Raw genomic sequence first — 17551 nt, forward strand, 5'->3', positions numbered from 1 at the left:
TCCCATTAGGAACATCTCGTTCCTAATGGGAGGGCACGCTCGAAAAATGTTGGAAACTTCGGCAAGGCTGCTCCGTTTGCTCTCCCTCTTGCAGACTCCCCGTGACTGGACCGGCACTGAACTGGCAGAACGCCTCGAAGTGAGCTCCCGGACGGTCCGCAACGACGTCGAGCGCCTGCGCGCGCTCGGGTACCCGGTGAACGCGACCCGCGGTTCCGTCGGCGGCTACCGTCTCGGCGCGGGCGCAGACCTGCCGCCGCTGCTGCTGGACGACGAGGAGGCCGTCGCCGTCGCGATAGGACTCCGCACGGCGGCAGGCGGCACCATCGCGGGAGTCGAGGAGACGTCGCTGCGCGCGCTCGCGAAACTGGAGCAGGTGCTCCCGTCGAGGCTGAGACGTCGCGTGAACGCCTTGCAGGCGTACACGATCCCCGTGCCGAGGGACGATCCCGGCCCGCGCGTAGACGCGAAGACGCTCACCGTGCTGACGGCCTGCTGCCGGGATCACGAGGTGCTGCGGTTCGGCTACCGGAGCCATGACGGCTCCGAGAGCGTCCGCAAGGTCGAGCCGTACCGCCTGGTGAACTGGGGACGCCGCTGGTATCTGGTCGCGTGGGACCTCGACCGCGGCGACTGGCGCACGTACCGCGTCGACAGGCTGAACCCGCGCGTCCCGATCGGCCCCCGCTTCACCCCGCGTGAGCTGCCCGAGGACGTCACGGACCGGGTGCGGCGCGGGGTCTCGGCCGCGGCTTGGCGATACCGGGCCGACGTCGTCGTGCACGCGTCCGCCGAGGAGGTGTCCGCGCGGATCAACCCGGCCGTCGGCACGGTGGAGGCCGTCGACGCGAGCACCTGCGTGCTGCACACCGGCGCCGACAGCATCGAGACGCTGGCCGTCCACCTTGGACTGCTCGGTCACCCCTTCCGGGTCACCGAACCTCCGCAATTGGTCGACCACCTGCGCGAGCTGGCCGGCCGGTATCGCGACGCGACCCGCGTTTAGTCCTCTGGACGCGGCGTGTGGTCGCACCGTCCCGCTGGGCGGCGTTGTGAACGCCACTTTCACAACACTGAAGGTTGCGAAAGTGGCTTTCACAACACCTCGCGCAGGGCCGCGCACTCGTCTGCGGCGGCGGGAAACTCCCGGAGGGCGCGGGCGACCCGCGTTTAGTCCTCTGAACGCGGGGGATCAGTGGGCGAAGGTGGTCAGGAACCGGTCCCGGAACGTGTCCATTCGCGACACCGGCGCGTTCCGGTCCGGGTGCAGGCCGTCCTGCCAGTCCCATCCGGCGACCTTGTCGAGCACGGCCTTGTCCCGCGTGACGACGCTGATCGGCACGTCGCGATCCGCGCCCGCGCCGGCGACGATCGGGTTCGGCTGGTGGTCGCCCAGGAACACGAGCACGAGGTCGTCGTCCCCGTACGTCTCCACGTACGAGATGAGCGAGTTCAGCGAATACGCGATCGAGTCGCCGTACGCGCCGCGCACCTTGGCGGGGTCGGTGAACACCTCGTCGGGCGTTTTCCCTTGCGAGGGCATGGGGTTGTAGACCGAACCGTCGCCGACGGCCGTCCAGTCGACCAGGCGGGGGAGCGGCGTCCACGGCCAGTGACTGGTGACGAGGTCGATCTCCGCCATCAGCGGCGGATGTTCCCGCGCGCGCTCGGCGCGCTGGAAGGCCGAAAGCGTGAACTGGTCCGGCATCGTGGCGTAGGAGAACGGCGGGCCGTGATACCCGATGGTCCGTGAGTCGTAGTAGCGGTCGTAGCCGTAGACCTTGCCCTCCGGCCAGTCCTCCGTATGCGCGGGCACGACGCCGACGGTCTGCCAGCCCGCGCGTTTGAAGGCGCCGCCGAGGGTGAACCGGTCGGTCTTCACGAAGTCGTCGTAGCGGTGCTGACTGTCGACCCAGACCCCGGACTGGAACGTGGAGTGCGCCAGCCAGCTTCCGGCGCTCGTCGTCGGCGAGGTCAGGAACGCGCTGCGCGAGCCGTACCCGGCGCTCTTCAGCCGCGCGGTCCCGGCGTCGAGGACCGCGCCGACCTTGGGCGCGATGTCGGAGTCCTGCACGGCCACCCGCCCGTAGCTCTCGATGAAGGTGAACAGGACGTCCTTGCCGCGCAACGCGTTCAGCAGACCGGACGACGGCGTGTCGCGGAAGGAGTCGGCGGCGACTTCCGCGGCGAAGGCCTCGCGATCGCGGATACCGGCCCGCACCTGGCGGAGGTCTTCGTAGGCGAAAGCGGCCGCGCTGCGCGACGCGAACGGCTGACCCGGGGCGAGCTGCGCGCCGGACACCGCGCACCCGATCCAGACCACGCCGAGCACAGCGGTCACCCTGGTCGACGCGGTGCGCCTGCCCACCACCACCCGGCTCAGCCGCAGCGTCGCCAGCCCCATCAGCACGATCACGACGACGGCCAGCAGCGTCAGCCCGAGGAACGACGCGATCGCCCCCGCCCGGCCGATCGACGTGCCGAGGAGGTCGACGCCGTTGCCGAGGACGCCCCAGTCGAAGACCGGGTCGAACCGCCGGTTCAGCGCGAGCCCGAAGCCGATGTCGATGGCCTTGACGACGGTCAGGAGCCCGAGGACCGCGCCCGCGGACACCGCGACGATCCGCCGGGCGCCGTCGCGCAGCACGAGGACGAGACCCACCCCGAGCAGCGCCTCCACCGGCAGCCGTACGAACGCCTCGGATCCGAGCCCGTCGAGGTCCTTCGGCGCGAGCAGGGCGAACAACACGAGGACGGCGGACAGCGTGGTCACCGCGCTGGACGCGATTTCGCGGGCGGCCGTCCGGTCGCCCGGCAGGCCCACCAGGGCGGGGCGTGGGAAAACCGACAACGCACGTTCCTTCCGCCGGGACAGCCTTCACCGGGTTACACGGAGTGCGGGTCCCGGCGGTTCAAAGGTCGGTAGTCTGCGCCGGTGAGTGATGAGATCTGGGCGGCCCTCGGTGCGACGACCCTCGACGAGGTGCGGCGACGCGCCGCGATCATCGACGCGGTCACCGAGATCGAGCCGGTCGAGGTGGACGGCGCGGAGCGGTTCGCCTGGAACGACGGTGGCGGGCAGTCGGCCGTCTGGTACTTCACGCCGGACAAGCACGCGCTGCTGCTGACCTTCGACCACGAGTCGGCGTTGAACCTGTTCGCCGAGGGGACCTACGCGGAGCAGGTGGCGCTCTACGGGGGCGTCCCCGAGCACCTCGTCCGGCTGGTTCGCGACCGCCCGGAGAACTACGAGTCCCTCAACATCGTCGACGAGGACACGGGGGCCACGATCCTCTACGCCGGTGGCGTGTTCTGGTTCGACGGCGAGCGGTGGGCGCAGGCCGAAGGTTTCCTGGAGCACTGCCGCCGGGAAGGCTTCGACGCGTTCGGCGAGTCGGGGTTCACCTACTGCCTCGGCGACTACCGGTTCGGCGAGGAGTTCACCCCCGAGGCGATCGTCGAAGCCCGCGCCGAGGACGGCTACTACGAGGACGACGCCGAACGGCGGAAGAACCTGGCCGAGATCAAGGAGATCTTCGCCAGGCTTGGCTGATTTCCGGCTCAGCGAACGAACTTCGCCCGGCTGTGGCACCGTTTCAGGAATGAGTCTGCGCCTGGGTCCCCTGTTGAGACACGTCGACGCGACATCGGCGACGGTGTGGGTCGAGACGGACACCGCGAGTGAGGTCGAAGTCCTCGGAACGAGCGCCCGGACGTTCGAGATCCGGGGCCATCACTACGCGTTGCTGGTGCTGACCGGCCTCGAACCCGGCTCGTCCTTCGAATACGAAGTGCGTGTGGACGGCGAAAAGGTGTGGCCGCTGGAGGACTCCGCGTTCCCGCCGAGCCGCATCCGGACGCTGCCGGAGCAGGAGTCGCGGGTCCGGCTCGTGTTCGGCTCGTGCCGCAAGCCCCACGACGGCGACTCCTTCGGTCCGGACGCGCTGGCCGCGTACGCCCGCCGGATGGCCGCGGGCGAGGAAACCGAATGGCCGCAGGCGCTGCTGATGCTCGGCGATCAGGTCTACGCCGACGAGACCACCGACGAGACCCAGGAGTGGCTGGCCCGCCGTCGCGACACGTCGGAGCCGCCGGGGACCGAGGTCAAGGATTTCGAGGAGTACACCCACCTCTACTTCGAGGCCTGGGGCGAACCGGCGATCCGCTGGCTGTTGTCCACCGTGCCGACGTCGATGATCTTCGACGACCATGACGTCCGCGACGACTGGAACACCTCCTACACCTGGCAGCAGCAGATGCGTGCCCAGCCGTGGTGGAAGGAACGTCTGCGCGGCGCGATCATGACCTACTGGGTCTATCAGCACCTCGGGAATCTCGGCCCCGCCGAACTCGCCGAGGACGAAACCTTCCAGAAGGCCATCACCTCCGGCGGGGACAACGCCGACCTGCTCACCGCGTACGCCGACGAGGCCGACAACGAACGCGACGGCACCAAGGGCGCGCGCTGGAGTTATCGCCGTGACTTCGGCGGTGTCCGGCTGCTGGTCATCGACAGCCGGGCGGGCCGGATCCTCGCGGGCGGCACCCGGTCGATGGTCGACGACGACGAGTTCGACTGGATCGAGGAGAACGCCGCCGCGCCGTGCGATCACCTGCTCATCGGCTCCTCGCTGCCGTGGCTGCTGCCCCCGGTCATCTCGCACCTGCAGTCGCTCAACGAGCGCGCCTGCAACCGCCCCGGGTGGCGCGGCAGGCTCGCGGAGAAGATCCGCCAGGCGGGCGACCTCGAACACTGGGCGGCGTTCCGGGCGTCGTTCGAGCGGCTGTCCGCGATGATCGCCCGCGAGGGGCGGCGCGACGAACCGCCCGCCACCATCGCGGTGCTCTCGGGCGACGTCCACCACGCCTACATCGCCGAGGCGCACTACCCCGAACCGGTGACCTCGACGGTCTACCAGCTCACCTGCTCGCCGGTGCACAACGCCATGCCACGCCCGCTCCGGCTCGCCTTCGCCGCCACCTGGTCGTCCTCGGTGGCGTCGCTCGCCCGCCGCTGGGCGACACGCGGCGGTGTCGGACCCGATCCGCTCGCCTGGTCCAAGCTGTCCGGCCCGCATTTCGGCAACGTCATCTCCACGGTCGAGGCCGAGGGCCGATCCGCCGTCACCACGATCGAACAGGCCACCGAAGACGGGCTCGTCGAGGTGGCCAGGCAGAGGCTGGCTTGAGCGGCTCCCGCGCTCGGTAATATCGGCGCGTGACCACCTCTGCCGAAACACTCGAGTTCCAGTCGGAGGCACGTCAGCTCCTCCAGCTGATGATCCACTCGATCTACTCGAACAAGGACACCTTCCTGCGGGAACTGGTGTCCAACGCCTCCGACGCACTGGACAAACTCCGCCTCGAAGCGTTCCGCGACAAGGAACTCCAGGTGGATACCGACGATCTCCACATCGAGATCGACACCGACCCCGAAAAGCGCACCCTCACCGTGCGGGACAACGGAATCGGGATGAGCCGGGACGACGTCGTCGCGTTGATCGGCACGATCGCGAAATCCGGCACCGCCGAATTCCTGAAGAAGCTGAAGGAAACGAAGGATTCCGCGGCCTCGCAGGATCTGATCGGCCAATTCGGCATCGGTTTCTACGCCAGCTTCATGGTGGCCGACAAGGTCACGCTGCTGACGCGCCGCGCGGGATCGGACGAGGGCGTCCGGTGGGAGTCCGAAGGCGAAGGCACGTACACCATCGAGACGGTCCCGGACCTGCCGCAGGGCACGTCGGTCGTCCTGCACCTCAAGCCCGAGGACGCCGAAGACCAGCTCTTCGACTACACCTCGGCCACCAAGATCAAGCAGATCGTCAAGAAGTACTCGGACTTCATCACCTGGCCGATCCGGATGACCGAGGGCGAAGAGACCGCCACGGTCAACTCGATGAAGGCGCTGTGGGCCCGTTCCTCCAGCGACGTCACCGAAGACGAGTACAACGAGTTCTACAAGCACGTCGCGCACGACTGGAACGACCCGCTGGAGACGATCCGGCTCCAGGCCGAGGGCACCTTCGAGTACCAGGCGCTGCTGTTCCTGCCGGGGCACGCGCCGCTCGACCTGTTCATGCGGGAGCGCAAGCGCGGTGTCCAGCTGTACGTGAAGCGCGTCTTCATCATGGACGACTGCGAAGCGCTGATGCCGGAGTACCTGCGCTTCGTGAAGGGTGTCGTCGACGCGCAGGACCTCTCGCTCAACGTCTCGCGCGAGATCCTCCAGCAGGACAGGCAGATCCAGCTGATCCGCCGTCGCCTGGTGAAGAAGGTCCTCTCGACCGTCAAGACCCTGATGGCCGACGAGAACCCGTACAAGTATGAGACGTTCTGGAAGGAGTTCGGCCGGGCCGTCAAGGAAGGCCTGCTGGACGACCACGAGAACCGCACCGCGATCCTCGACATCTGCTCGTTCGCTTCGACGAACGATCCGGAGAAGCTGACTTCGCTGCGCGAGTACGTCGAGCGGATGAAGGACGGCCAGGAGCACATCTACTACCTGACCGGCGAGTCGCGGCAGAGCATCGAGAACTCCCCGCATCTGGAAGCCTTCCAGGCCAAGGGCTACGAGGTGCTCGTGCTCACCGACCCGATCGACGAGATGTGGGTCGACGCCGTCTCCGGGTACGAGGAGAAGCAGTTCCAGTCGGTCGCGAAGGGCGAGGTCGAACTCGACGACGACACCACCGACGAGCAGAAGGAAGAGTTCTCCGGCCTGCTGACCTGGCTGACGACGACGCTGTCGGAGCAGGTCAAGGAGGTCCGGCTCTCGTCGCGGCTGACGACGTCGCCCGCCTGCATCGTCGGCGACACGAACGACGTCACCCCGACGCTGGAGAAGATGTACCGCGCGATGGGCCAGGAAATGCCGCAGATCAAGCGGATCCTGGAACTCAACCCGGGCCACCCGCTGGTCGCCGGGCTGCGGTCCTCGTTCGCCGACAAGGGTGAGTCCGAGGGGCTCGCGGAGACCGCGGAGCTGCTCTACGGCATGGCTCTGCTGGCCGAGGGCGGGGAACTGGGCGACCCCGCCCGCTTCACCAAACTGCTCGCCACGCACCTCCAGAAGGCCCTGTAGCGGGGAGCTGAAGGGGACATTCCCCGCATAAGACGCCACGAAGGGGCCCTTCACCGCATCGCATGCGGTGAAGGGCCCCTTCAGCCCTCTACGGCCGGGTCCGCCAGAGCACCAGCACGAAGTAGGGCGTCCCGACCATGGCGATGACCAGGCCGGCCGGGATCTGGGCCGGCGCGATGACCGTCCGCCCCAGGGTGTCCGCGACGCTCACCAGCACCGCCCCGAGCGCCGCGGCCACCGGGACGACCCGGCCGTGCCGCCCGCCGACCAGCGATCGCGCCAGATGCGGCGCGACCAGGCCGACGAACGCGACGACACCGATCGCGGACACCGCGGTGGCCGCCAGGATCCCGGAAGCCCCGAGCACCAGCAGCCTCGACCGTTCGATGCGCATCCCGAGCACCCGCGGCGTGTCCTCGTCGAGGGCGTGCAGGTCGAGCTCGCGGTGCTTGACCCACAGCAACGGCGTCAGCGCGACGAGCGCCAGCGCCACCGGCGCGACCTGCTCCAGCGTGCGGCCGTAGGTCGACCCCGAAAGCCAGGTCAGCGCCTTGGCCGAGTTCCACGGGTCGGAGACCACGATCAGCAGCGTGATCAGCGCCATCCCGGCCGACCAGACCGCGATGCCGATGATCACCAGCCGGTCCGAATCCAGCCCCGATCGCCACGCGAGCCCGTAGACCAGCACGAACACGATGGCCGCGCCGAGACCGGCGGCACCGGCGATCGCCCACGCGCCGACCGCGGGGACGATGGTGATCAGCGTGATCGCGCCGAGCCCGGCACCCGCGGTGATGCCGAGCAGACCCGGTTCGGCGAGCGGGTTGCGGCTGACCGACTGGATCCCGCAGCCGGACACCGCCAGCGCGGCACCGGCGAGCAACGCGGCCAGCACCCGCGGAAGTCGTTGGTCCAGCACGAAAGTGAGCGCGGTCCCGGTGTTGCCGGTCACCCAGTTCGCGAGGTCGCCGAGCAGCACCACGCGGTCGCCCAGCATCAGCCCGACGACCGGGACCACGACGAGCAGCACGACCAGCACGGCGGAGATCGTCACGAGCCGTCGCGTCGATCCGGCGACCCCGACGCGTCCCGCCGGAGCCGGACGGCGCGAGCCACTGGCCCGGCCGCGCCGCGCCAGCCACACCATCACGACGGCGCCGATGATCGTGGTCACCACCCCGGTCGGCACGCGCACGGCGGCGGCCGATCCCATGATCGCCCGCAGGACGACGTCGGCACCGAGCACCGTCACCACGCCGACCAGCCCGGACACCGGCAGCAGCGCGCGGTGCTTGGCGATCGGCAGCAGCAGTTTCGTGATCACCGGCGCGCTGAGCCCGACGAACCCGACCGGCCCGGCGACGGTCACCGCGGCCGCGGTCAGCGCGACGGTCAGCACGATCGCGCCGACCCGCGTCCGGCGGACCCGGAGGCCGAGCACGGTCGCGTTGTCGTCGCCGAGGGCGAGGATGTCGAGTTTGCGGCCCATCGCGATGAGCGCCACCACGGCGATCACCACGATCGGCGTCATCTGGCCGGTCGCGCGCAGGTCGGACACCGTCAGCGAACCGCTGCCCCAGGCGAACAGCCCGGACGTCTCCTGCTCGAACATGAGCAGCATCAGGATGGTGACCGATTGCAGCGCCAGCAGCACCGCCGAGCCGACGAGCACCAGCCGCGGACTCGCGGATCCGCCGCCCGCCAGGCCCAGCACGATGACGGCCGCCGCGAGCCCGCCCACGAACGCCGCGCCGCCGACCGGGACGAGCGGCAGCGAAAGCCCGAACGCGGAGATGGCGACCACGGCGAAATGCGCGCCCGCGTTGACCGCGAGCGTGTCGGGCGAGGCGAGCGGGTTCCGCGCCACGGACTGCATCCCCGCGCCCGCGACGCCGAGCGAGATCCCGAGCAGCAACGCGGCGAGCAGCCGGGGGACGCGCGAACCCTCCAGTACGGCAAGGGTTTGCGCGTCCCCGTGCCCGAAGATCGCCTTCACCACGTCCAGCGGCCCGGACGTCGAAGTGCCCTGGGCCAGGTGGATGCCGGCCAGGACGGCGATCAGCACCACCAGTCCCGCCGACACCACCGCGGTGCGGACCGTCTGCGGCGACCGCACTGTTTCGACGAGTCCTCGGCGGTGAGAAGTACCTCGGACCTTGGTGGTCATCAGGCGGTGACGGCCTTCACGATCTGGTCGGCGGTCATGATGACCGACTTCGGGCCGCCGAAGGTCCACGTGCCGGACTCCAGCTTGTGGATCTTCTTGGACACCACGAACGGCAGCCGCTGGTAGACGGCGTTCTGCGCGAGCCCGGTGGTGAAGACGTCCTCTTCGGACGCGCTGTAGAACAGCACGGTCTTCGGGTCGGTGATCGCGGTCAGGCCCTCGACGTCGGTCTGGCCGAGACCCCACTGCGGGTCGACCTTGCCGGTCCAGACGTTCTTGAGGCCGACGGCCTCGGCGGTGTCGGAGACCAGGGAGCCCTTGCCGAACGGGCGGATGCTGACGGTGCTGCCTTCGAGGTAGCCGTCGGCCATCAGGAACGGGGTGCCCGCGGCGCCCTTGCCCTCGACGGCCTTCTTGCCCTCGGCGAGTTTGGCGTCCATTTCGGACAGTTGCTTGTCCGCCTCGGCCTCCTTGCCGACCGTCTTGGCGATCAGCTTGAAGTCCTCGCGCAGCCGGTCGAAGTTCCGGGCCGCGTCACTGGACTTGGTGACCACGACCGGCACGTACTTCTCGATCTGCGGCACCAGGGTCGAGTCGCGCTCGTCGGCGATGATGACGACGTCGGGGTTCAGCCCGACGATCGCGTCGACGCTGGGCTCGTTGCGCTTGCCGACGTCCTTGACCTCCGCGGTCAGCGGAACCGCCTTGTCCCAGACGTTGTAGCCCGCGACGTCCGCGGCGCCGACCGGCATGACACCGAGCGAGGCGACCATCTCGGCCTCGCCCCACTCCAGCGCGACGACGCGCTTGGCGGGGGCCTTGAGGTTGACGGCCTTGCCGCGCGCGTCGGTCACCGTGACCGGTCCGCTCGCGGCGGCGGATTCGCCCGGCGCGGCCGCCGTGTTCTCGGTGGTGCCGCAGGCGGACAGCAGCAGGGCCGTCGCCGCGACGACGGCGGCGGTGCTCAGCAAACGCATGGGTTCTTCCTGGTTTTCTCAGGCGGGCCTGGGCGAATGCCGCCCGAGTGGCCTGCAGTGGATCGCGCCCGTCACCGGGTCGTTCGCGACGTGGACGGTGACGCCGTAGGCCTGGGAGAGGTGCTCGGTGGTGAGCACCCGCCCGATGTCACCCGTGGCCACGATGGTTCCCTCGCACAGCAGCACGACCTCGTCGGCGATGATCGCCGCGTGGTCGAGGTCGTGCAGCACCACGCCGACCGCGACGCCTTCGTTGGCCAGATCGCGGACGACGTCGAGGATCTCGACCTGATAGCGCAGGTCGAGATGGTTGGTGGGCTCGTCGAGCAGCAGCACGGAGGTCTGCTGGGCGAGACAGGACGCGAGCCAGACACGCTGGAGTTCGCCGCCGGACAGCTCGTCGACGCCGCGTTCGGCCATCGGCGTCACGCCGGTCAGCTCCATCGCGCGGCGGATCGCGGCGGCGCCGTCGACGTCGACCCCGCGCCAGCCCGAGCGGTACGGGTACCGGCCGTAGGAGACGACGTCGCGCACGGAGACCCCGCTCGGTGTCGGCCGGTGCTGGGTCAGCAGCGTGACCTGACGGGCGAACTCCTTGCCGGACAACGCGTTCCCGCCCCAGACGGCGCGTTCGCCGAGCTGGACACTGCCTTCGCGGGGCTTGTGCAACCGGGCCAGCGAACGCAGGAGCGTCGACTTGCCGGAGCCGTTCGGCCCGACCAGTGCGGTCACCGTGCCGGCGCGCAGCGACAGGGACACGCCGTCCACCACGGCCCGCTCTTGGTGCGCGAGCACCAGGTCATGGCCGGTGAGCAGCGCGTCTTCCGTAGACATGAGGGGAGCCTAACCTAAGGATCGGCCCATCCCCATGTCGCGAGAGACACAGAGCGCGGGGTGATTGTCCGGTTACCCGGCCCGCGCGACTTCCCGCCGTCGCTTGGCCAGCCGCTTCCCGACGATCCCGTGGCGCGGCCCGAACAGGTACACCAGCGTGAACCCGGCGCCCTGGACCAGCACGATCATCCCGCCGGACGCGGTGTCGAGGTGGTAGCTCAGGTACAGCCCGGCCACCGCCGCGAGCACCGAGAACGACGGCGCGATCACGAGCATCCGGCCGAACCTGTCGGTCAGCAGGTACGCCGTCGCGCCGGGGATGATCAGCATCGCCACCACCAGGATCACGCCGACCACCTGCAAGGCCACCACCGCGGTCAGCGCCAGCAGCCCGAGCAGCGCGGCGCCGAGCACGCGCGGGTTCAGCCCGATGGCGTGCGCGTGCGTGGGGTCGAAGGCGTACAAGGTGAAGTCGCGGCGTTTGAGCACCAGCAGGGTGAGCGTGATCGCGCCCAGGACGCCGATCTGGATCAGGTCCGAGGTGTCGACGCCGAGCAGGTTGCCGAAGATGATGTGGTTGAGGTCGGTCTGACTCGGCGTCACCGAGATCAGCACGAGGCCGAGCGCGAACAGCGTGGTGAACACGATGCCGATCGCGGCGTCCTCCTTGACGCGGCTGGTGTCACGGACGACGCCGATCAGCGCGACGGCGAGGAAACCGAACACGACGGCGCCCAGCGCGAACGGCGCGCCGAGGACGTACGCGAGCACGACGCCGGGCAGTACCGCGTGCGAGACCGCGTCGCCCATCAGCGACCAGCCGATCAGCACCAGCCAGCACGAGAGCACCGCGCAGACCGCGGACGCGATGACCGTGGAAGCCAGCGCCCGCACCATGAAGTCGTAGCTCAGCGGTTCGAGGAACAGGTCGTAGAGACTCACGCGGGTTCCTCTTCCCGTTGCAGGACATCGAGTCCGAAGGCCAGCGCGAGGTTCTCGGGCCGGAGCACCTCGCCGGGGGAGCCGTGCGCGAGCACCTTGCGCATCAGCAGGATCGCTTCGTCGGCGAGACCGGGCAGCGCGTGCAGATCGTGGGTGGAGATCAGGACCGCGGCGCCGTCGGCCGCGAGTTCCTTGAGCAGCCGGGTGATCGTGGCCTCGGACCGCTTGTCGACGCCCGCGAACGGCTCGTCCAGCAGGAGAATACGGGCGCCCTGGGCGATGCCGCGCGCGACGAACGCGCGTTTGCGCTGCCCGCCGGACAACTGGCCGATCTGCCGTCCGGCGAGTTCGGTCAGCTCGACCCGCTCCAGCGCCTGCTCGACGGCCTCGTGGTCGGCTCGCCGCGGCCTCCTGGTGAAGCCGAGACGTCCGTAGCGGCCCGTCATCACGACGTCCCGTACCGACAGCGGGAACGACCAGTCGACGTCCTCGCTCTGGGGCACGTAACCGATCGCGCCGGTCTTGCGGGCCAGCGCGGGTGTGCCGCCGTCGACCGAGACCGTGCCGGTGTCCGGGCGGACCATGCCCATGATCGTCTTGAACAGCGTCGACTTGCCGGAGCCGTTCATCCCGACCAGTCCGCAGACGTGCCCGTGTTCGAGCGTGACGTCGACACCGTCGAGGGCGAGGACGTCGCCGTAGTGGACGGTGACACCTTCGACGCGGATCGCGGCGGTCACGGCTTCGCCCCGGTGAGGGCGGCCACGATCGTCTTCGCGTCGTGGCGGATGAGGTCGAGATACGTCGGCACCGGACCTTCGGGGCCGGACAGGGAATCGACGTAGAGGACGCCGCCGAAAGCGGCACCGGTCGCGGAGACGACCTGGCGCATCGGCGCGTCGGAGACGGTCGACTCGCAGAACACCGCGGGGACCTTGTTCTCCTTGACGAACCCGATCGCGCGGGTGATCTGCTGGGGCGTGGCCTGCTGTTCGGCGTTGACCGCCCAGATGTACCGCTCGGTGAGGCCGGCGTCGCGCGCGAGGTAGGAGAAGGCACCCTCGCAGGTGACCAGCGCGCGCTCGTTCTTCGGCAGTCCGCTCAGCGCGCCGGTCATCTCGTCCTGGACCGCTTGCAGTTTCGCCTTGTACGCGTCGCCATTGGCCTTGAACACGGCAGCATCACCGGAGGAGACCTCGCTGAACGCCTTCACCATGTTGTCGACGTAGATCCCGACGTTCTTCGGCGACATCCACGCGTGCGGATTCGGCTTGCCCTGATAGGAGTCCTCGCCGATGGCGATGGGCTGGACACCTTCGCTGACCACCTTGTGCGGCGCGTCGCTCTCCTTGACGAACCGGGCGAACCACGCCTCCAGGTTCAGCCCGTTGTCGAGGATCAGGTCGGCCTTCGCCGCCTTCTTGATGTCGTCCGGGGTGGGCTCGTAGCCATGGATTTCGGCGCCGGGCTTGGTGATCGACTCGACCCTGAGCTTGTCACCGGCGACGTTCGCCGCGACGTCCGCCAAGACCGTGAACGTGGTCAGCACCACGGGCCTCTTGTCGTCCGCGCCGCCTGCCGGGCCTCCGCACGCGGAAAGGACGAGCGCCGACGCGGCCAGCCCGCAGACGGCCTTGAACAGATTCGCCATCCCCTGAGTCTAGAGTTCGGTACGCCGAACTTCCAACTCCCGTGTGCCTTAAATCTCGGTAGCAGTCCGATCTCGCTCTTTCACGGACTCCAGCAGGAGCTGGGAGACGTCGCGCACGGTGACGCCTCCGCCACGCTGCTCGCTCTGTCGCTGCACGAGGCCGTCGTTCAGCATCACGCGGCAGAACGGGCAGCCGGTGACGATGGTTTCGGCGTCCGTGCCGAGGGCCTCGTCGACGCGTTCGAGGTTGATGCGCTTGCCGATCTGCTCCTCCATCCACATCCGCGCGCCACCGGCGCCACAGCACAGTGAGCGGTCGGCGTGGCGGGGCATCTCGCTCAGGGTGGCGCCGGTCGCGCCGACGAGTTCGCGCGGCGGTTCGTAGACCTTGTTGTGGCGGCCGAGGTAGCACGGATCGTGGTAGGTCACCGGGCCCGCGTCGACCGGTTTGACCGGCGTCAGCTTCTTGGCCCGGACGAGCCGGTTCAGCAGTTGCGTGTGGTGCAGGACCTCGTAGTTCCCGTCCAGCTGCGGGTACTCGCGGCCGAGTGTGTTCAGGCAGTGCGGGCAGGTGGTGACGATCTTGCGCGTGCCCGGTTCGCGGCCTTCGAACACCGCGTTCAGCGTCTCGACGGTCTGCTGCGCGAGCATCTGGAAGAGGAACTCGTTGCCGGACCGGCGGGCCGGGTCGCCGGTGCAGGACTCGTCGGTGCCGAGGATCGTGTACTTGACCCCGGCGAGATGCAGGAGCTCCGCGGTGGCGCGGACGGTCTTGCGGGCGTTGTCGTCGAAAGCGCCCGCGCAGCCGACCCAGTAGACGTACTCGACGTCTTCGGCGAGTTCGCCGTCGAAGATCGGCACCTCGAAGTCGAGGTCCTTCGTCCAGGCGAGCCGGTCGGAGTTGTTCTGACCCCAAGGGTTCCCCTTGGTCTCCAGGTTCTTGAACAGCACCCCGAGTTCGCTGGGGAACGCGGACTCGATCATCACCTGGTAGCGGCGCATGTCGACGATGTGGTCGACGTGCTCGATGTCCACCGGGCACTGCTCGACGCACGCGCCGCAGGACGTGCACGACCAGAGGACGTCGGGATCGATCACGCCGTTGTCCTCTTTGGTGCCGACGAGCGGGCGTTCCTCGGGCGCCTCCTTGCCGTCCAGGATGTACGGCGCGCTTTCGAAGAGGTGGTCACGCAGATCCATGATCATGAGCTTGGGGGACAAGGGTTTCCCGGTGTTCCACGCCGGGCACTGCGACTGGCAGCGGCCGCATTCGGTGCACGTGGCGAAGTCGAGCATGCCCTTCCAGGTGAAGTCCTCGATCTTGCCGCGGCCGAAGGTGTCGTCCTCGCCCGGATCCTCGAAGTCGATCGGCTTGCCGCCGGACTCCATCAGCAGCAGCGGGCCGAGCGCGTCCGGGAGCCGTTTGGCGGTGACGTTGACCGGCGCCAGGAAGATGTGGAGGTGCTTGGAGTAGAGCACGATCGACAGAAACGCCAGCATCACACCGATGTGCAGCAGCAGGCCGACGGTCTCCAGCGGTTCGGTGACCGCGAGGCCCAGCGGTTCCAGGAGTTCTCCGACGCCGAGGGAAACCCACGCACCCGATTCGTATGGGAAGACGCCGACCGCCGCCGAAGCGCCGCGGAAGAGGAACATCGTCCAGATCACGTTGAAGATCATGAACAGGATCAGCCAGGCGCCACCGGTGTGCGACCCGAAGAAGCGCGACGCGCGGTCCTTTCGTTCGGGTGCCTGGCGGATCCGGATGACCGCGAAGACCCCGAGCGAGACGAGCACCGCGACCGCGATGAAGTCCTGCAGGAAGCCCAAAACCGCCCAGTGCCCGATGAGCGGGATGTGGAAATCGTGGTCGAACAGGGCGCCGTACGCCTCGACGTAGACCGACCCGAGGATCACGAAACCCCAGAACGTGAACAGATGCGCGAGCCCGGGGACGGACCACTTGAGCAGCTTGCGCTGTCCGAAGACCTCGGCCAGATGCGTTTTCGCGCGGACGGCCATGACGTCGGAGCGTTTCTCGTCCGGCTGACCGGAGCGGATCAGTCTGGCGAGCCAGGCGGCGCGGCGGGCGGCGAAGGCGAGGCCGGCGACGGTGATGAGGAGACCGAGGATGAGACGAACGAGCACGAGTCCTCCGGGGGAGAATCGGCTCAGTGAGAGCCGGTGTAGTACCGGCACGCCTTGCAGGCGTACCGCATTTTGGCCACTCGCCACCGTTTTCGGTAGGCCTCGAGATGGCCCGGCCGTGGCGGATGCACGCCGAGCCGGTGGTGACGACGGATCCGTCGTCCCGCTTCGAAGAGTTCGGTCGCCAGGCCGAGATAGGCGCGCCTGAGCGCGATGCCCGGTTCCTTGGCGAGGTTGTCCCGGCAGAATCGGTGCAGGAGCGCGAGATCCGGCAGTCCGGGCGTTGTCGGGCCAGGGAGGTGCTCGACAACGCCGAGCCCGGGATGTCCGGGGGGAACGGAGAATCGGGCGGGTAGTCCACAATGGTCGCAGGTGAGCGTGCAGCTCAGGCATCGGGTGACATGGCGGATCCGCCGTTCGCGCTGATCCTCGTCGATCGTCTCGCGAACGTGCCAACCCAAGGGAGCCTCCAAGACCGTGGTGTGTCCTGTGTCACTCTCAATACTGGAGAGTAGGGCTCGCTCGTGTGCTGCGACAGGTCCAACCGGATGGCATCCGGACGGCCGGTCGGCGTAACGCCGCGCGCCCGGCCGCGCACCGATCCCGCGTGCTCAGACCCGGAACTCGCGTGATCGAAGCCGTCACTCGCGTGCTTGGAGGCGGAACTCGCGTGCTTGAGGGCGGATCTCATGAGTTCCGGCTCCAAGCACGCGAGTCACGGCTCCAAGCACGCGAGTTCCGCCTCCGATCACGCGAGTTCCGCCTTCCGTGCGGTCGCTCGCGATCACTGTGCCGCGCCGGTGGTTTCGCGTGACTGGACGGACGACACGCGTGATCCGACGGACGGCACGCGTGATCCGATGGACGGCACGCGCGCGGTCGGGGTTCTGCCGCGAGTCGTCCGTCTGGACACGGGTGTCGTCCATCCAGTCACGGGTGTCGTCCGTCCAGTCACGCGTGGACGCCGAATCGGTACCGGCATCCTTGCCGACGCCTTCGGGTACTTCGGCATTCAGCGGGCTGAACGCGGTGAGTGACCGCGCACGCTTCCGCACACCGTGACCCACTCGTAGCCGAAAACGGCCCGCCCGGCGTCACGCGCTGGTTATAGTCCTGACCCGGGGTAATGGGGGAGGGAACGACGGCGATGGGCGGGTTCGTCACCGCGGCTCTGGGGTTCCCGGCCGTGCTCTTCAGCTTCCTGCTGATCGTGGTGATCGGCTACTGGCTGCTGGCACTGTTCGGCGGGATCGACACCGACGGCTTCGACGCCGGCGACGGGCTCTTGGCGGGCTTCGGCGGGGTCCCGCTGTCCATTTCGCTCTCTCTGCTGATCGCATTCACCTGGTTCGCCAGCCTGGCAGGAACGGTTCTACTCGATGACTTGGAGCTTTCGACACCATCGAGGATCGGGTTCGGGGTCGGCGTGCTCGCCGTCGCGCTCGTCCTCGGAACACTCGGGACGAGGGTGATCGTGGTGCCACTGCGCCGGGTATTCGGTCCCGCGAAGGAGCCGAGCAGGCGGGACTTCGTCGGTCGCGCCGCCGTCATCCGCACCTCGTCGGTGACACACGACTTCGGGCAGGCCGAGGTCGCCGCCGCCGACGGGTCGACGGCCATTGTGGACGTTCGGCAGGCGGGCCGAGGCAACCTGACGGCGGGCAGCCGCGTAGTTCTCTATGACTACGACTCCGAAGGCGAGTTCTTCTGGGTCGAGTCCTTGGACATCTGAAGCAGAAAAGGAACAC

The 17551-nt window shown here is 68.6% G+C and carries 14 protein-coding genes; 5 read left to right on the plus strand and 9 right to left on the minus strand.

Going from position 1 to position 17551, the window contains the following annotated elements:
* The first annotated feature begins 46 nt into the window (after positions 1–46).
* On the plus strand, positions 47–1006 hold the full coding sequence (locus CFP71_RS03555; protein WP_093932384.1) for a helix-turn-helix transcriptional regulator: 960 nt from the start codon (positions 47–49) through the stop codon (positions 1004–1006).
* Positions 1007–1192: 186 nt separating this feature from the next.
* Here the strand turns inward: CFP71_RS03555 and CFP71_RS03560 are convergent, their stop codons facing one another.
* Positions 1193–2851: a sulfatase-like hydrolase/transferase gene (locus CFP71_RS03560; protein WP_093932385.1), complete on the minus strand. Its 1659-nt coding sequence runs from the start codon at positions 2849–2851 to the stop codon at positions 1193–1195.
* 84 nt (positions 2852–2935) lie between these two features.
* Here CFP71_RS03560 and CFP71_RS03565 point away from each other — a divergent pair, with 84 nt between their 5' ends.
* The 3 genes from CFP71_RS03565 to htpG are packed head-to-tail and all read left to right on the plus strand — an operon-like array spanning position 2936 to position 7084.
* Positions 2936–3553, plus strand: a complete 618-nt coding sequence (locus CFP71_RS03565; protein WP_093932386.1) for a hypothetical protein — start codon at positions 2936–2938, stop codon at positions 3551–3553.
* Between the two features lie 49 nt (positions 3554–3602).
* Positions 3603–5189, plus strand: a complete 1587-nt coding sequence (locus CFP71_RS03570; RefSeq protein ID WP_093932387.1) for an alkaline phosphatase D family protein — start codon at positions 3603–3605, stop codon at positions 5187–5189.
* Between the two features lie 29 nt (positions 5190–5218).
* The gene (gene htpG, locus CFP71_RS03575) at positions 5219–7084 is read left to right on the plus strand and encodes a molecular chaperone HtpG (RefSeq protein ID WP_093932388.1); all 1866 of its coding nucleotides are present in this window, start codon (positions 5219–5221) and stop codon (positions 7082–7084) included.
* 88 nt (positions 7085–7172) lie between these two features.
* On the opposite strand, the gene CFP71_RS03580 is transcribed toward htpG, so the two are convergent.
* The 8 genes from CFP71_RS03580 to CFP71_RS03615 form a co-directional block, all read right to left on the minus strand.
* Entirely contained in the window at positions 7173–9251 is a 2079-nt protein-coding gene (locus CFP71_RS03580) for an iron ABC transporter permease (RefSeq protein ID WP_167405984.1), read from the minus strand.
* The gene (locus CFP71_RS03585; protein WP_093932390.1) at positions 9251–10228 is read right to left on the minus strand and encodes an ABC transporter substrate-binding protein; all 978 of its coding nucleotides are present in this window, start codon (positions 10226–10228) and stop codon (positions 9251–9253) included. Before CFP71_RS03585 ends, CFP71_RS03580 begins: the two co-directional genes overlap by 1 nt.
* 18 nt (positions 10229–10246) lie before the next feature.
* Positions 10247–11062 (minus strand): ABC transporter ATP-binding protein, encoded by an 816-nt coding sequence (locus tag CFP71_RS03590; protein ID WP_093932391.1) that lies wholly within the window; start codon positions 11060–11062, stop codon positions 10247–10249.
* A 72-nt stretch (positions 11063–11134) separates the two neighbouring features.
* Entirely contained in the window at positions 11135–12004 is an 870-nt protein-coding gene (locus CFP71_RS03595) for a metal ABC transporter permease (RefSeq protein WP_208635874.1), read from the minus strand.
* Positions 12001–12744: a metal ABC transporter ATP-binding protein gene (locus CFP71_RS03600; protein WP_093932392.1), complete on the minus strand. Its 744-nt coding sequence runs from the start codon at positions 12742–12744 to the stop codon at positions 12001–12003. Before CFP71_RS03600 ends, CFP71_RS03595 begins: the two co-directional genes overlap by 4 nt.
* On the minus strand, positions 12741–13655 hold the full coding sequence (locus CFP71_RS03605) for a metal ABC transporter substrate-binding protein (protein ID WP_093932393.1): 915 nt from the start codon (positions 13653–13655) through the stop codon (positions 12741–12743). Before CFP71_RS03605 ends, CFP71_RS03600 begins: the two co-directional genes overlap by 4 nt.
* A 48-nt stretch (positions 13656–13703) precedes the next feature.
* The gene (locus CFP71_RS03610; RefSeq protein WP_093932394.1) at positions 13704–15803 is read right to left on the minus strand and encodes a (Fe-S)-binding protein; all 2100 of its coding nucleotides are present in this window, start codon (positions 15801–15803) and stop codon (positions 13704–13706) included.
* A gap of 23 nt (positions 15804–15826) precedes the next feature.
* Positions 15827–16264, minus strand: a complete 438-nt coding sequence (locus tag CFP71_RS03615) for a hypothetical protein (protein WP_093932395.1) — start codon at positions 16262–16264, stop codon at positions 15827–15829.
* Between the two features lie 665 nt (positions 16265–16929).
* Here CFP71_RS03615 and CFP71_RS03625 point away from each other — a divergent pair.
* Positions 16930–17535, plus strand: coding sequence for a hypothetical protein (locus CFP71_RS03625; protein ID WP_244199545.1), 606 nt, complete (start codon positions 16930–16932; stop codon positions 17533–17535).
* Positions 17536–17551 lie beyond the last annotated feature (16 nt).

The organism is Amycolatopsis thailandensis, from assembly GCF_002234405.1.
GTDB lineage: Bacteria > Actinomycetota > Actinomycetes > Mycobacteriales > Pseudonocardiaceae > Amycolatopsis > Amycolatopsis thailandensis.

Coding starts and splice junctions, on each gene's coding strand:
- CFP71_RS03570 (WP_093932387.1), top strand. CDS start 3,603: ATGAGTCTGCGCCTGGGTCCCCTGTTGAGACACGTCGACGCGACATCG.
- CFP71_RS03625 (WP_244199545.1), top strand. CDS start 16,930: ATGGGGGAGGGAACGACGGCGATGGGCGGGTTCGTCACCGCGGCTCTG.
- CFP71_RS03580 (WP_167405984.1), bottom strand. CDS start 9,251: ATGACCACCAAGGTCCGAGGTACTTCTCACCGCCGAGGACTCGTCGAA.
- CFP71_RS03555 (WP_093932384.1), top strand. CDS start 47: ATGTTGGAAACTTCGGCAAGGCTGCTCCGTTTGCTCTCCCTCTTGCAG.
- CFP71_RS03590 (WP_093932391.1), bottom strand. CDS start 11,062: ATGTCTACGGAAGACGCGCTGCTCACCGGCCATGACCTGGTGCTCGCG.
- CFP71_RS03585 (WP_093932390.1), bottom strand. CDS start 10,228: ATGCGTTTGCTGAGCACCGCCGCCGTCGTCGCGGCGACGGCCCTGCTG.
- CFP71_RS03605 (WP_093932393.1), bottom strand. CDS start 13,655: ATGGCGAATCTGTTCAAGGCCGTCTGCGGGCTGGCCGCGTCGGCGCTC.